At 38.0% G+C, this 15,301-nt stretch carries 13 protein-coding genes and 1 pseudogene; 4 read left to right on the top strand and 10 right to left on the bottom strand.

All coding sequences use genetic code 11. From position 1 onward, the window contains the following. Positions 1–20: 20 nt before the first annotated feature. Positions 21–1,991, top strand: coding sequence for a DNA primase (gene dnaG / locus MKP09_RS12575; protein ID WP_240830368.1), 1,971 nt, complete (start codon positions 21–23; stop codon positions 1,989–1,991). A 97-nt stretch (positions 1,992–2,088) separates the two neighbouring features. Here the strand turns inward: dnaG and argS are convergent, their stop codons facing one another. The 3 genes from argS to MKP09_RS12560 form a co-directional block, all read right to left on the bottom strand. Beyond that, complete coding sequence (gene argS, locus MKP09_RS12570; protein WP_240830365.1) at positions 2,089–2,970, bottom strand: arginine--tRNA ligase domain-containing protein; 882 nt, start codon at positions 2,968–2,970, stop codon at positions 2,089–2,091. Continuing rightward, entirely contained in the window at positions 2,928–3,347 is a 420-nt protein-coding gene (locus MKP09_RS12565) for a hypothetical protein (RefSeq protein WP_240830363.1), read from the bottom strand. The genes argS and MKP09_RS12565 overlap by 43 nt, the downstream gene beginning before the upstream one ends. 67 nt (positions 3,348–3,414) lie before the next feature. Next, on the bottom strand, positions 3,415–3,858 hold the full coding sequence (locus MKP09_RS12560; protein WP_240830361.1) for a DALR anticodon-binding domain-containing protein: 444 nt from the start codon (positions 3,856–3,858) through the stop codon (positions 3,415–3,417). A gap of 471 nt (positions 3,859–4,329) precedes the next feature. Here MKP09_RS12560 and MKP09_RS12555 point away from each other — a divergent pair, with 471 nt between their 5' ends. Then, positions 4,330–4,584 (top strand): GtrA family protein, encoded by a 255-nt coding sequence (locus MKP09_RS12555; protein ID WP_240830360.1) that lies wholly within the window; start codon positions 4,330–4,332, stop codon positions 4,582–4,584. On the opposite strand, the gene MKP09_RS12550 is transcribed toward MKP09_RS12555, so the two are convergent. From MKP09_RS12550 to MKP09_RS12535, 4 genes and pseudogenes are all read right to left on the bottom strand, one after another. Beyond that, complete coding sequence (locus MKP09_RS12550) at positions 4,581–5,891, bottom strand: TolC family protein (protein WP_240830358.1); 1,311 nt, start codon at positions 5,889–5,891, stop codon at positions 4,581–4,583. The two genes, MKP09_RS12555 and MKP09_RS12550, sit on opposite strands and share 4 nt — an antisense overlap. A 54-nt stretch (positions 5,892–5,945) precedes the next feature. Continuing rightward, positions 5,946–9,049 (bottom strand): annotated as a pseudogene (locus MKP09_RS12545) (efflux RND transporter permease subunit). 178 nt (positions 9,050–9,227) lie between these two features. Next, positions 9,228–10,286 carry an efflux RND transporter periplasmic adaptor subunit gene (locus tag MKP09_RS12540; RefSeq protein WP_240830357.1) on the bottom strand — a complete coding sequence of 353 codons (1,059 nt, stop codon included), beginning with the start codon at positions 10,284–10,286 and terminating at the stop codon, positions 9,228–9,230. Between the two features lie 95 nt (positions 10,287–10,381). Then, positions 10,382–11,509, bottom strand: a complete 1,128-nt coding sequence (locus MKP09_RS12535) for a 5-(carboxyamino)imidazole ribonucleotide synthase (RefSeq protein ID WP_240830353.1) — start codon at positions 11,507–11,509, stop codon at positions 10,382–10,384. Positions 11,510–11,672: 163 nt separating this feature from the next. Between MKP09_RS12535 and MKP09_RS12530 the strand changes: the two genes are divergently transcribed. Next, positions 11,673–12,851, top strand: a complete 1,179-nt coding sequence (locus MKP09_RS12530; protein ID WP_240830352.1) for a L,D-transpeptidase family protein — start codon at positions 11,673–11,675, stop codon at positions 12,849–12,851. A 179-nt stretch (positions 12,852–13,030) separates the two neighbouring features. Next, entirely contained in the window at positions 13,031–13,438 is a 408-nt protein-coding gene (locus MKP09_RS12525; RefSeq protein WP_240830348.1) for a VOC family protein, read from the top strand. Positions 13,439–13,540: 102 nt separating this feature from the next. On the opposite strand, the gene MKP09_RS12520 is transcribed toward MKP09_RS12525, so the two are convergent. The 3 genes from MKP09_RS12520 to MKP09_RS12510 all read right to left on the bottom strand — a co-directional run bounded on the left by MKP09_RS12520 (position 13,541) and on the right by MKP09_RS12510 (position 15,298). Next, the gene (locus tag MKP09_RS12520; protein ID WP_240830347.1) at positions 13,541–13,942 is read right to left on the bottom strand and encodes a glucose-1-phosphate adenylyltransferase; all 402 of its coding nucleotides are present in this window, start codon (positions 13,940–13,942) and stop codon (positions 13,541–13,543) included. After that, positions 13,906–14,817 carry a sugar phosphate nucleotidyltransferase gene (locus tag MKP09_RS12515; RefSeq protein WP_240830346.1) on the bottom strand — a complete coding sequence of 304 codons (912 nt, stop codon included), beginning with the start codon at positions 14,815–14,817 and terminating at the stop codon, positions 13,906–13,908. Before MKP09_RS12515 ends, MKP09_RS12520 begins: the two co-directional genes overlap by 37 nt. Before the next feature lie 79 nt (positions 14,818–14,896). Continuing rightward, a complete protein-coding gene (locus MKP09_RS12510) occupies positions 14,897–15,298 on the bottom strand; it encodes a glycosyltransferase (protein WP_240830343.1) in 402 nt (133 codons plus the stop codon). Positions 15,299–15,301 lie beyond the last annotated feature (3 nt).

Raw genomic sequence — 15,301 nt, 5'->3', positions numbered from 1 at the left:
ATTGCTTAATTTCGAAGCCCTTGATTTCACAACAAACTATACAGGAAATTCTTTCGCGCATTGATATTATTGATGTGGTGGGCGAATTTGTAAAACTGAAAAAACGCGGCGCCAATTATCTTGGCAACTGCCCATTCCATAACGAGAAAACACCATCATTCACGGTTTCTCCATCTAAGGAAATATATAAATGTTTTGGTTGCGGCAAAAGCGGCAATACCATCAGCTTTGTGATGGAACATGAAAAATATAATTATGTAGAAGCATTGAAATGGCTGGCTAATAAGTACAGCGTTGAGGTAGAGGAAACATTTGTGAGCCCGGAACAGAAAGAACAATTTCAAACAGCAGATAGCCTTTTTATTATTAACAGCTTTGCAGAAAAGTTTTTTATCGATCAGCTTTTTACAACAGAAGAAGGGCGCGATATTGGCCTGAGTTATTTTAAAGAAAGGGGCTTTAGAGAAGGCATTATTGAAAAATTCAGGTTGGGTTATTCGCCGGAAGCAAGAACGGCTTTTACGGACGAAGCATTATCCAATCAATATAATAAAGAGCTGCTTTTAAAATCAGGATTGATTGCAGAGCGTAACGGTAACTTACAGGATAATTACCGGGGCCGCGTTATATTTCCTATTCATAATAACAGCGGAAAAGTAATTGGATTTGGTGCCCGTATATTAAAAACAAACGAAAAAGCGCCAAAGTATATTAACACACCGGAAAATGAATTGTATGTAAAAAGCAAAATCCTTTACGGCTCTTATTTTGCACGTACTGCCATTGATAAAGCGGACGAATGCCTGTTGGTAGAGGGTTACACCGATGTAGTATCATTGCATCAGGCAGGTATTGAAAATGTAGTAGCATCAGGCGGTACATCGCTAACTATTGACCAATTAAGACTTGTAAAGAAATACACAAACAACCTTACCATTATTTATGATGGTGACAGCGCAGGTGTGAAAGCTGCTTTGCGCGGACTTGATCTGGCATTGGAAGAAGGCTTAAACGTGAAGCTGGTATTGATTCCTGATGGAGAAGACCCCGATAGTTATGTGAACAAAGTTGGCGCCTCAACATTTATTGAATTTATTCAGGCAAATAAAAAAGACTTCATACTTTTCCAGTTAGAGTTGTCGCTGAAAGACGTTGGAAACGATCCAGTAAAAAAATCGGAGCTGGTTAATAAAATTGCGGAATCAATTTCGCGTGTTAATAAGGTTGAAGATTTTACTAAACAACAAGATTATATTAAGCAGTCTTCAACCATTTTGGGCATTGACGAAACCGGCCTGAATGCTTTAGTGAATAAATATATCAGGGATCGTATTTCTGTGCAGGAAAGAAAAGCTGTCGTAACCAGTGCTGGTAAAGAAAATGCTGCAAAAGCTGAAGCATCTAATTTCGATGATACAACTTTCGATATGTTGTTCAAAGATCAGCTCCAGGAACGCGAACTGGCACGCATCTTATTGGAATATGGCCACAGACATTGGGATGATAAAACATTAATGGCTGAATTCATTTTCAATGAAATTGATGAGCTGGACATTGAAGACAAAGATGTATATCAACTGGTTCATGCTATTAAAGAACTGTTGCAAAGCCGTCCGGAATTATTTAATGATAAATACTTTATTTATCATGATGACAAGGCGTTAAGCACTTTTGTTATTTCATTATTGAACCATCCTTATGAAGAAAGTAAAAAGTGGATAGAAAAAGCAGGCCAAAATACAGGATATCAACGAAAACTTTTTCAACAAGCTTATGATGAATTTGTGCGAACGGTTGCTGATGGAAATGAGGATGAATTGAATGCCTTTAAACTGATTTCGGAAGACAGAACGAAGGACATTGTTATTTCTGCCATTCGTTATCTAAAGCTAAAAAAATCAAACGCATGTTGCTGCAAAACCAGCAGGACATGGAGCTTGACAAAAATTTTGAAAAGTTTCGCGAGCTGCATTTTATTCACCGCTCATTAAAAGATATGGAACGTGAAATAACGGACCAATTGGGAACAGTGATTTTACATTAAGAAAATATTCCTGTAATTATTTTTCAAATCAATATTGCAATTCCCTACATTCTTTCCGGCACTTTTATTCCCAACAACTTCATAGTTGCTGCTATAGTCTTTGCAGTAAGCAAACTGATTTTTAACCGTAATTGCTTTTTCTCTTCGCTTTCTGCATTACGTATAGAATGTGCGGCATAAAAGCTATTAAACAATTTGGAAAGGTTGAATGCATAAATAGCTAACAGCGACGGGTTAAATTCTGTCGCAGCCTGTTGTATCGTTACGCCAAATTGTTCCAATAGAAATACTAATTCTTTTTCGAGAGGCAATAAATCTGTGTTAATGGAAGTATCAGCAATAGTTTCAGTTCTCAACACCGATTTAATGCGGGCATGTGTGTATTGTATAAATGGTCCGGTAAAACCATGAAAGTCGATACTTTCTTCAGGGTTAAACACCATTCGCTTTTTAGGATCAACTCTTAACAGAAAAAACTTTAAAGCGCCTAAAGCAATGGTTTCATAAAGTTCTTTCAGTTCTGCTTCTGAAAAGCCACTTACTTTGCCCAGTTCTTCTGTTTTAGCGGCGGCTACATTTACCAATTCGTCCATTAAGTCATCGGCGTCAACTACAGTTCCTTCGCGTGTTTTCATGCGGCCGCTGGGTAATTCTACTAACCCATAACTTAAATGATGAATGCTATCGGCATAAGGTTTTCCTAATTTTTGCAAAATAAGTTTCAATACTTTCATGTGATAGTTCTGTTCATCAGCAATCACATAAATGCTTTCATCATAAGGAAAATCTTTATATTTTTCATCAGCCAGGCCAAGGTCTTGTGTAATATAAACGGATGTTCCGTCTTTACGTTGCACAATTTTTTCATCTAATCCATCTGATGTCAAATCGATCCAAACACTACCATCATCTTTTTGATAAAACACATTTTTTTCAAGCCTTCCTGCACAAATTCTTTACCTAATAGATAGGTTTGGCTTTCGTAGTAATTCTTGTCAAAATCGGCGCCAATGCGGGTGTATGTTTTACCGAAACCTTCATAAACCCAGCTGTTCATCTTTTGCCAGAGTGCTACAACATCCTCTTTTCCCTGCTCCCAATCTACCAGCATTTGCTGCGCTGCTTTCATAATCGGCGTATTTTTATCCGCTTCTTCTTTTGTCATTCCCTCTTCAATCAACGCTGCTATTTGCTCTTTGTGTTTGGCACCAAAAAGCACATAATAATCACCAACTAAATGATCGCCTTTAATGCTTGCTTCTTGCGGCGTTTGCCCGTTTGCAAATTGCTGCCAGGCTACCATCGATTTACAAATATGGATACCCCTGTCGTTGGAAATTGAGCTTTTGAAAACTTCATTCCCTTGTTTTTTAATATTTCAGATACACTCCAGCCCAAAAAATATTTCTCAAATGTCCCAAATGCAAAGGCTTGTTGGTATTTGGCGATGCATATTCCAGCATAATCTTTCTTGACACATGTTCCGGGATTGAAAGTTCTGTTTGATGATAATGCTGTTGAAGAAACTGCTTCCAGTAATTATCATTAACAGAAAGATTAAGAAACCCCTTGATGACATTATAAGCAGTTATTAATTGCGGATAATTACTCACAAGCTGCTTGCCTATCTCATCCCCTATCTCTTCAGGTTTTTTCTTCAATTGTTTAATAAACGAAAAAAGCACCAATGTGTAATCACCTTCAAATTCTGGCTTGGTAATATTTATAGCAATATTATCTTCAGTAAAATTTTGCTTATACAAATCATTTAAAGTAGCTACAATAACCGGCTTCAATTCCGCAACAATACTCATACCTTTTTATAATTTTGGTACAAAGATAGTCGGGAAGACGGGAAGACCGGAAGTCCGGAAGATATATATGCACGAATATTTTTAAACCAGCAATTGGATTGGCTGCCATTTTATTGAAGTCCTTCGAACTTCCGTTCTTACTTTCCAACTTCCCGTCTTTCGGTCTTTCCGACTTCCCGTCTTTCCTACTATCTTCGCAGTAGATGAGACAGCATTTTTACAGTGTCAGGAATTTAATATTACCGATCATTGACTTTTTTATCCTCCCTTTAAAAAGTTGATGCCCCTCCAAACTTTCAGATATGCAGTTTCGGGAGCTTCTAACACAGTGTTCGGTCTTGTTGTATTTTATATTTCTTACCACTATATTTTACAAGCAAAAGATTTAAACCTGGGCTTTTATGCTTTTGAATCTTATACTGCTTCACTCATCATCTCTTTTACCGCTGCTTTTTTTGGGGATTCTTCCTTATGAAATATGTTGTTTTTGACGACAGCAAAATAAGGGGGCGCGTGCAGATGTTTCGTTATCTTCTGGTTTGTCTTTTTAACCTTTTGCTGAATTATGTGCTATTAAAACTTGCAGTAGAAGTACTGCATATTTATCCAACTTTTGGACAATTAGCCACCACGGCTATTGTGATAATAATAAGTTACCTGGCGCAACGTCATTTCACTTTTAAAAAAGGTACTCTGCCCGATTATGTTGAGAAGGAAGAAGATTAATTGGATTTAACAATATCGCCTTTCAGTCTTAATAGTTCGGTTTCAGAAAGTTTAAGATTATAACGAGCTGCGATCAGCCTGTCGTAAGCCATAGCCAGACTTAATTGCGCTTCACGAAGTTGAACCAGTGTTGCCGCACCCAATTTGTATGTTTCAAAAACAATTCCCACATTTTCTTCTGCAAGCTGTATGCTTTCTTCTTCCAGCCTTAAAAGTTTTTGTTGTTGCTGATAATCTTTAAATGCATTAATTACAGATAAATAAACAAGCGATTTTTGATTATCATAGTTAAGTTCTTGCATATTCACGTTTAGTTTGTCCTGGCGAATCTGGCGGCGCACTCTAAACTGATTAAAAATTGGTACTGATGCAGTGAAGCCGTAATTGTACCCATTAAGTTGATTGAATAACGTAGAGAAATTATTCAACACACGTCTGTTAACTGTTCGGTTATAGTTATATGCTGTTCCAAAAGAAATAGTGGGCCACAGTCCTGCTTTAGTTTCCTTAAGTGTATATTGGGCCACATCTATATTGGTGCGCGCCAGCGACAAAGTTGGATTTGTTTTTTCAATACCATCTTGTATGTCACCTAATGCTATGAATTTATTTAACGGAATTGTATCAGGAACTTCAAACTCATGCTCTCTTACACTACTGTTCATAGCCTGTACCAGCTGCTCCTTCAACTGGCCAATTAATGTTTCCTGCTGCATTTTTAAAGCAATTTGCTCATTCAAATCGACCTTACTTTGGAGTACATCAGGTTTGGCGCCACTTCCAATTTCTAATTTATATTGAGCTAGCTTTGCCCTGTCTTTGTTTAATTTAATCTGAACATCAGTAGCCCGAACTAACTGTTGCTGTCGCGCTATATTGTAATAAGTATTTACCACTTGCGCTACCGTGTTTATTACCTGCTCTTTTGCCGTGTAAGAACCTGCTTCCAGCAATACTTTTGCTTTGTCTCTTGTGGCAAACATTCTCAACCCATCAAAAAGAATCCAATCCAACCCGATACTTGCCTGTAAATTATTAGACGGTATATGGCTCGACTTGCGTTCTGTACCATCCGCAAGCGTTTGCCGTTGGCTATTATTATTGAATGTTCTTGTTGCTTCCGCATTTACAGAAGGCAAAAAAACGGCATTGCGATAACTGTAATCGATAGCTGCAACAAGAGAATCATTTTTAGCTATTTGTATATTGTAGTTATTCTGTAATGCAGTTGCTATGGCTTCATCCAGGGTTAAAACACGCTGGGCATGAGCCATTCCACAATGACATAAAATATAAACTACTCCCAAAAACACTGTTCTTATCGAAATCATATTAACTAAAAATTATAACAACAGTTATTATTAATGCTGCATCCGCGCTTCTTCCAGCTTATGCTGCCCGCTTTCTTTATTTTCTTCTTCTAACATTTCCTCAAACTCTTTTCTCTTTTTGCGGGATGAAAGATCACTGTAGATACAAGGTAAAATATATAACGTAAGTATCAGAGAAAAAATAATACCGCCTACGATCACTATCCCTAAAGGTATCCGGCTGGTGGCAGCAGCTCCTAACGATAATGCGATTGGCAAGGCACCCAACGCCATAGCCATGCTTGTCATCAAGATGGGACGTAAACGCTGGCCCGCTGCATATAATACGGCTTCATTTTTCTCAATACCTTTCTTCCTGGTTTGATTAGAAAACTCCACGATGAGGATACCATTCTTTGTTACTAATCCGATCAGCATGATCATACCGATTTGAGAAAATATATTAAGCGTTTGTCCGAATATCCAAAGAGATAACAATGCACCTGCAAGAGCCAGCGGTACAGTGATCATTATGATAAAAGGATCTCTGAAACTCTCAAACTGAGCCGCAAGGATCAGGTATATTAATCCCAGCGCTAACAAAAATGCGAAACTTGTATTGCTGCTGCTTTCAGCAAAATCGCGAGCTGTACCCGTTAAAGAAGTAGTGAAAGATTCGTCTAATACTTTTTGAGCGATGCGGTTCATTTCCTCAACTCCATCTCCAATTGTATGGCCTTCCTGTAAACTTGCTGAAATGGTTGCCGACTTATAACGGTTAAAGTGAAAAATGGATGGCGGCGTGGTTGATTCCTCTGCAGTTGTAATATTATCAAGGCTGATCATTTGTCCAGCATTGTTTTTCACAAATATTTTTTCAAATCATCAGGGTCATCCCGATTAATAAAATCTACCTGCGCCATAACCTGATATTGCTTACCGCTTTTAGTAAAATATCCCAATCGCTGGTTACTGTATGCGGTTTGCAAAGCGCGCGACACATCCTCAATTGAAACACCTAATTGTGCTGCTTTCAAACGATCAACATTTACTCTTAATTCTGGTTTATTAAATTTTAAATCTGCATCTACCTGCTGTAACACATTACTTTGATCTGCTTCAGCTAAAAATTTAGGAAGCACTTCTGATAGTTTGTCAAAATTATTATTTTGTAAAACAAATTGTACATCGCGGCCACCACGCCGATTTACCTGTATGGTCTGATCCTGTGAAGCAAACGCACGTCCGGATGTAAACCTGGAAACCCCTTTATTTACGTACTCTACAATTTCTTTTTGACTTCTATCACGATCACCCGGCTTTACTAATCTTACCCGGACAAAGCCATTATTTACACCACCGCTTCTTCTGGATCCTGCCATCGAAAGTGCAATTTCATGCTCGGGTACAGAATCAATTATAAATTGAGACACTTCATCAGTGAATTTGTCCATCGCTGTAAAGGATGTGCCTTCTGGTGCGGTGAGACTCAACCGGAACTGGCTCTTATCTTCCATGGGAGCCAATTCAGACTGTATATTCATACCAACAAGAAAAATAATTCCAAAACAAATTGCTACTAATGTCCATGCCAGCCAATGAACATGGCGCGAACGAATAGTTAGAAATACACCCATAAAGGCTTTTAAGCTTCGCTCATAGCCTTTCTCCATGCCGACAAAAAAGGGTTCAGTTTTTTTATAAAACCACGATTTCTTGTGAACGTCCTTTTTAGATACGAAAACATTTAATACCGGTGTTAACGTAAGCGATACAAAAGCTGAAATTAATACAGCACCCGCCACTACAATACCAAATTCTCTGAATAATCTTCCTACAAATCCTTGTAAAAAAACGATAGGTAGAAATACAACTGCCAGCGTGATGGAAGTTGCAATAACGGCGAAATAAATTTCTTTCGAACCCTCAAGCGCAGCCTTTCGCTTACTCATTCCCTGCTCGAGTTTCTTAAATATATTTTCCGTAACCACAATACCATCATCAACCACAAGACCTGTTGCCAACACAATTGCCAGCAACGACAAGACATTGATCGTATAGCCCATGATGTACATAATGAAAAAAGCACCTATCAAAGAAACAGGAATATCTATCAGTGGCCTTATCGAAAGAATCCAATCCCTGAAAAAGAGATAAATAATTAGTACGACAAGACCGATTGCTATAAATAAAGTTTCTTCAACTTCGGTGATGGATTTCTTTATATACTCTGTCTGATCAAGCGCAATATTCAATTTTATATCAGCAGGAACTTCATTCCGAATGCTTTCTATCCTCTTATAAAATTCGTCAGATATAGATACATAATTGGCGCCGGGTTGAGGAACGATCGCTAATGCTATCATCGGAATAGCGCTTTCTTTCAATTGCGACTCCTCATTTTCCGGACCTAAAACCACTGAAGCCACATTGCGAACACGGATATCAGCACCGTTAACATTTTTGATAATAATATTGGCAAACTCTTCTTCTGTATCAAGCCGTCCAAAAGTTCTGATAGTTAATTCAGTGTTTTCACCAGCCAGTTTCCCTGACGGTAGTTCAATGTTTTCCCGGGCCAAGGCATTTTGTATATCAGAAGGTGTGACGTCAAAAGCCGCCATTTTATTGGGGTCTAACCAAAGCCGCATAGCAAATCTCTTTTCACCCCATGTGTCTATGCTACTAACGCCCGGAATGGTTTGTAGCATATCAATAAGTACGTTCGTAGCGTACTCAGTAAGCTCCATCGGATTTTTAGTATCGCTTTGAACCGTCATCGCCAAAATAGGTTCGGCACTAGCATCGGCTTTACTAACGGCAGATGGCGCATCCAGGTCATCGGGCAACTGGCGCTGAGCAGCAGATACTTTATCCCTTACATCATTAGCAGCTGTTTCAAGATCAGCACCCACTTCAAACTCCACGTTAATGCTGCTGCTACCGTTACTACTTGTTGAAGTTATATTTCTGATTCCGGGGATTCCGTTGATGGCCTCTTCGAGCGGTTCGGTGATCTGCGATTCAATAATATCGGCGTTAGCGCCTGAATAAGTTGTACGTACTTCAATATTAGGTGGGTCAATGGCAGGATAATCCCGAACACCTAGAAATTTAAAGGCAATAATACCAAACACGACAATAACAATGTTCATTACTATCGCCAAAACCGGCCTTCGTAAACTTAATTCAGAAATATTCATTGAAGCATTTCTTTTTTGTTGTCATCTTTCCAGATGAGTGAATTGCACTACTGATAAAATGAAATGTTAGATGATGAAATATCAATGTGTAGGACACATTCTTACACACTTTTTTCCAATTTTCATTATTCTACTTCGTGATCTTTCCCAATTGTACTTTAGCATCCGGAACTGTAGTCATTATTCCTGTGGTTAAAATTGTATCACCTACTTTAAGTCCAGTAATAATCTCTACTCTGGCTGAATCACGTCCTCCAATTTCTACATCCTGGAACACAGCCGTTCCACTTCTATAAAGAATGACTTGTTTGCCCTTAATCGTTGGGACAACTGATTGGGAGGGAACAAAAATGGCGTTATCGTTGGGCTGAAAGCCGATCTTAACTTTTGCAAAAGTTCCTGGAACAAGCCCTGCATTTTTTCCTGTGACACGAGCTCTTACAAGCAGGCTTCTATTATTTAAACCAACATTCGATTCTGTTGCATATACTTTTGCTGCAAAAACTTCATCGGAGCCCTGCACGGTAAAATTTACATTCTGACCAACTCCTATATTTCCAATATATTTTTCCGGAATCGAAAAGTCAAGTTTTAATTCACTTACCTGATTTATTGTTGCTATCACATCAGCAGGACTTACATAAGCACCCGGACTAATATTTCTCAGACCTAATTTTCCAGTGAAGGGAGCGCGGATTTCGGTGCGGTATATTTGTGTTTTTACAACATCAATGTCGGCCCTGATATTATTAAAATTGAGCAATGTCAGATCGTAGTCATTTCGGCTGATACCTTGTATTTCCAGTAAACGTGAAGCGCGTCCTTCGTTAGTTTGTGCAATAGCCAGTTGCGATTGTAATTTTTTCAGTTCCGCCTGAAGATCGCCGTCATAAATCTTGGCCAACAAAGCCCCTTTATTTACGGTTTTACCTTCAGCAATATTTAGCTGCACCAATCGTCCGGAAACTTCGGGCCGTATCTCTGTCACTTCGTTAGCCACAACTGAACCTGGCACTTCTATTAATTCTGAGAATGGCTCAGCACCCACAATATATCCTTCCAGCTTTGGCAAAACTCTTTGCTGTGCTGACTTTTTTCCGGGTTCATTTTTTTTGATCCGCATGCGGTAATACTGAAAACAATCGTTGCTGCTATGAGCGCTTTGTAAAAAGGTTGTAGAGTCATCCAAAATCGTTATGCCTTAAAATTAAGCGGTAACCAACATAAGACGACAAAAATTTAAAATTCTTGCAGTTATTTCCATTCTAATTCACTCCAAACAAATTATTTCTCAGTGATTACCGAAAGATTATGTTTGATCTTGTTGGCTTTATGTAATAAGTCTGCCTTTTCGTTACTGATAATCGTAACATGTCCCATTTTTCTACCTGGCTTGGTTTCCCTCTTACCATAAATATGGAAAAAAGCGTTGTCAATTTTCATCATTTCTTCTAACCCTTCATAATGAGCCTGGCCACTATAGCCTTCAGCACCAATTATATTTTGCATTAAAGAGGGCAAAATAGGATCAGTATTACCGAGGGGGTAATTAAGCATTACTCTCCACAACATATCAAACTGCGAACTATAATGCGCTTCGATTGTGTGATGGCCACTATTATGTACGCGCGGTGCCGTTTCATTAACGAGCACATCACCTTCCGGAGTAACAAACATTTCTACAGCGAAAATACCTGGAGAATTGAAATTTTTAATAGTTGTAAGTGCGATTGCCTCTATCTTAAAATGAACCTCTTTGCTAATGTTTGCAGGGCAAAGCTGGTAAGCTAATAAATTAAGATCTTTGTCAAATACCATTTCAACCGGCGGATAAAGAGCCATCTTTCCGTCAATCCCCACAGCGATCATCATGGCTATTTCCTTATGAATATTCACTTTCTTCTCTAACACGCTTAATGTGTCGAAGCCCTTTGCAATGTCCTCTTTATCATTAATCACCTGCACTCCTTTTCCATCATAACCACCTTCCGCCAACTTATGTACAGCAGGCAAAAAATCTTCATTTTGTGAAAGGTCGTCGATGTTATGCGTTAATAAATAAGCAGAAGTTGGAATTTTATATTCAGTATAATAATTCTTTTGTGTGGCTTTGTTGCAAATAATCTTTAAAACGGCGGGTCTTGGAAATATTTTTTTACCTTCTTTTTCCAGCTGTTCCAGCGCATCAATGTTTACATTTTCGATCTCAATGGTAAGTGCGTCCAGATTTTTACCAAAATTATAAACATCTTCAAAATTCTTTATATCTCCTTTTACAAAGTTGTGGCACAAATGCGCGGCAGGGCTTTGTTCATCGTTTTCAAGCACATATGTATTTACCGCATAATTAGCAGCAGCTTGTAATAGCATCCTTCCCAATTGTCCACCACCTAAAATTCCTATTTTTTGCATTGCGCAAAGATAGGTATGCTGTGAGTTCCTAAAACAAGCATTTATAACATTTACTTATACAATTTTTGTTAGCTATCAGTTAATTTTGTCAGAGTTTTGTATTTTAAGGCGATTTTATATAAATAGCTCGTTTCTAACTTTTTAAATCAGGAAATATTATCTGATGATTAAAAATATTATTTCAAGTACCCTTGTTTTTATAGGTAGCTTTCAGTTGCAAGCGCAAACATCCTCAATTAGTGTTCCTTCCAGCGCTTCTTTTGTTAGTTATCAAATGAATTTTCAACGGCCAAAAGAATCTTTTGCACGTAAGGAAGCTAATTTAAAAGCACTATTTGCGGCTAAAAATTTAAAATGGCCTGCCAGATACATGTATATAAGGTCGTTCAAATACGACAGTCAGCTTGAGGTTTGGGTTAAAAATACTGTGCAGGAGCCTTACAAATTATTGAAAATTTATAAGGTTTGTGCGCTGGTGGGAACACTTGGGCCCAAAAGATTTGAAGGAGACTACCAGGTTCCGGAAGGATTTTATCATATCAACGAATTCAATCCGAATAGCTCCTATTATTTGTCTTTAGGCCTCAATTATCCTAATGCTTCTGATCGTGTGTTAAGCGACCAGGTAAAACCAGGCGGCGATATTTATATACATGGCGGGTGTGCTACTGTAGGTTGCATACCTATTAAAGATGATCAGATTGATGAGCTCTATGTACTCACTGCAAGTAGCAAATCGGCAGGACTAGACTTTATTCCTGTTCACATTTTCCCTATTAAGTATGATGTGAAAAAGAGTTATGAATACATGGGTAAATTGACCAAAGAGAATAAGGAGTTAAAGGAATTTTCAGATAAAATGGAAGACGCTTATGATTACTTTGAAAAGTATAAGCAGATTCCTATTGTTATGATAAAAGATAACGGAGAGTATGTGATCAATAATGCTTTGCCCAAAGTACCGAAATTCCAGCCAAAGGTTCGTCCCAAAAGCAATCATAAACCAACTATACGTAAAATAGATTTTGTTGCAGATGCGGTAGCTAAATGGCCTGAATTCCCGGGAGGAGGTGAAGCTTACGCCGCCTATCTTAAAGAGTTAGGTAAAGAGATGGTAAAGGCTTTTCCTGATAGCGTTACCAGGGTTTATGCACAAGTTGAATTTATAATTGACAAGGACGGTGTACCGGTGAACTTTAAAGTGCTTAAAGGCGTTGACGAATACTTTGATGCTGTTTTAGTTGAAAAAATGGAACAGATGCCTAAATGGTCACCGGCAATTTACCACGAAAAACCTGTTGCTAAAAAGATGGTGCAAACCGTTCCGGTTGGAGTTGAGTAAGTCGAAAAATTAACAAGTTGATAGATGAACAAGAAAATATACCCTTGTTTAGTTATTAGCTACTTTATTGCCGCAATTGCACCCATAGTTTGTCTTGTTCATACCGCTTCATTCATTGAAGTGGTTTATACTTTTGTATCACAAACAAATTAATCATTGAACATTTAAATTAATTCAACATGAGCAAGCAAATTTTTATCAACCTTCCGGTTAAAGATCTGAACAAATCTATGGACTTTTATACTGCCATAGGCTATACAAACAATCCACAGTTTACTGATGATAAAGCAGCATGTATGGTGTTAACTGATACCATCTTTGTAATGCTATTAACACATGAGCGCTTTAAGGACTTCTCTTCCAAAGAAATTGTTGATACAAAAAAGTCCGTGGCCGTTATCAATGCGTTATCTGTAGATAGCGCGGACGAAGTAAATTCAATAGTTGATAAAGCTGTAAAAGCGGGTGGTAATGAATATACAGAACCTAAAGATTATGGCTTTATGCAGCAACGATGTTTTGAAGATATTGACGGACACAATTGGGAAGTTATATTTATGGACATGAGTAAAATGCCACAGGAATAATTTTGAAATATATCTTACTTGTTCTTAAACTAAAAAGCTCTTCGCATATACGAAGAGCTTTTTAGTTTAGTATTTAGAAATTTCTATTCAGTATTTCCTTCTTTATACTACATAACCATTAGGAAATACCGCACCTTTTTTGGTTACAATAATTCCTTCTTTAATTACATAAAGATCAGTTTCCGTGTTGGCCAAGTGCGGGCCTCCGTTAAGTCTTACATCATCACCAATTCTACAATTTTTATCGATAATGCAATTACGCAAATAACATCTTTTGCCTATGCCAATTGGAGGGACACCTTTATTTTGATCCTGGTTGATATCATCAATTGTTTCGTAGTAATCGCTACCCATAATGTAACAACTCACCACTGTTGAGCCATAACCAATCCTGGAACGTATACCAATTACACTATGCTCTATTCTTGAAGCATTGATAATACAACCATCTGCAATCACCGTTTTTTCTAAAGTGGTGCCGCTGATCTTAGCCGGCGGCAACATACGCGGACGGGTGTAAATTGATTTAGTATTGTCAAACAAATTGAATTCAGGAATATCGTCAATTCGAGATTAGCTTCAAAGAAGGAATAAATATTTCCAATATCTGTCCAGTAGCCTTCATACTGATAACTTGCTACTTTATAAGTTTCAATAGAAGATGGAATGATTTCTTTACCAAAGTCAGTTGCATCGGGATGAATTTTAAGCAAAAGATCCAGCAGCAACTGTCGATTAAATATATATATACCCATTGAAGCCAGATAATTTTTACCTTTTTGCTGCATTGCAGGTCCGGTGTCACTTATCCAATCTCCTAAAATATCTTTTGCCGGCTTTTCTATAAAAGAGCTTATAAGGCTTTCTTCATCTGCTTTTAATATACCAAACTCTGGAGCTTCTCTGTCACCAACAGGAATGGTGGCAATTGAAATATCAGCGCCGCATTCCTTATGATTGTCCAACATCTTATTAAAGTCCATCTGGTAAAGTTGGTCGCCGGAAAGTATTAATACATATTCACTGGGAAAAGCCGAAAGATGTCGCAAACATTGCCTTACTGCATCAGCTGTACCTTGGTACCATGCAGGATTATCAGGCGTTTGTTCTGCAGCAAGTATATCAACAAATGCCGTGCTGAAAGCACTGAAACGATACGTGTTTTTAATGTGTCTGTTTAATGAAGCTGAGTTGTATTGCGTCAATACAAACATTCTATTAATATCAGAATTAATACAGTTCGAAATAGGAATATCAACCAACCTGTATTTACCAGCAATAGGTACTGCAGGTTTTGACCTGCTACTTGTTAGTGGAGCAAGTCTTGTTCCGGCACCGCCTCCTAAAATCATTGCAATTACTTCCTGCGAGATACTCATAAGATTTATTTTTAAAGTTTTTTCATGTTAATGGTTAAGGGCGTTTCTTCATGATTGTTATAATGGGTGTTTGAAGCAGTTACTTCAAAGATTCATACAACTCAATATATTTTTTAGCAGATGATGTCCAGCTATGATCAATAGCCATAATACGTTCTCTGATCTCCTCAAACTGACCTGGCTTATTTTCATAAAGATCGATAGCGCGGCCCACTGAATAGGCAATATCGCCAACACTCGATTGTTCCATTGTAATACCGAAACCACCTGGCTCGCCATAATCCAGCACCGTATCTTTTAAACCACCTACATTTCTAACTATAGGAATGGTTCCATAACGCAAAGCATACATTTGATTAAGCCCACATGGCTCTACCCTGCTCGGCATCAATAAAAAATCTGAACCGGCATAAATAAGATGACTTAAGGATTCGCTATACCCGATATAAGTATTTACATATCCTCTTAAAGTTTTATTCATATC

It is taken from the genome of Paraniabella ginsengisoli (assembly GCF_022513635.1).
Classification (GTDB): Bacteria; Bacteroidota; Bacteroidia; order Chitinophagales; family Chitinophagaceae; genus Niabella; species Niabella ginsengisoli.
This window is presented reverse-complemented; position numbering and strand designations above follow the sequence as displayed.

Bases quoted from the DNA above. Each gene is read 5' to 3' on its own strand.
- MKP09_RS12565 (WP_240830363.1), bottom strand. From the start codon at position 3,347: ATGGTAGCCTGGCAGCAATTTGCAAACGGGCAAACGCCGCAAGAAGCA.
- MKP09_RS12560 (WP_240830361.1), bottom strand. From the start codon at position 3,858: ATGAGTATTGTTGCGGAATTGAAGCCGGTTATTGTAGCTACTTTAAAT.
- MKP09_RS12555 (WP_240830360.1), top strand. From the start codon at position 4,330: ATGAAATATGTTGTTTTTGACGACAGCAAAATAAGGGGGCGCGTGCAG.
- MKP09_RS12535 (WP_240830353.1), bottom strand. From the start codon at position 11,509: ATGCAAAAAATAGGAATTTTAGGTGGTGGACAATTGGGAAGGATGCTA.
- MKP09_RS12530 (WP_240830352.1), top strand. From the start codon at position 11,673: ATGATTAAAAATATTATTTCAAGTACCCTTGTTTTTATAGGTAGCTTT.
- MKP09_RS12525 (WP_240830348.1), top strand. From the start codon at position 13,031: ATGAGCAAGCAAATTTTTATCAACCTTCCGGTTAAAGATCTGAACAAA.
- MKP09_RS12520 (WP_240830347.1), bottom strand. From the start codon at position 13,942: ATGTTGCCGCCGGCTAAGATCAGCGGCACCACTTTAGAAAAAACGGTG.
- MKP09_RS12515 (WP_240830346.1), bottom strand. From the start codon at position 14,817: ATGAGTATCTCGCAGGAAGTAATTGCAATGATTTTAGGAGGCGGTGCC.
- MKP09_RS12510 (WP_240830343.1), bottom strand. From the start codon at position 15,298: ATGAATAAAACTTTAAGAGGATATGTAAATACTTATATCGGGTATAGC.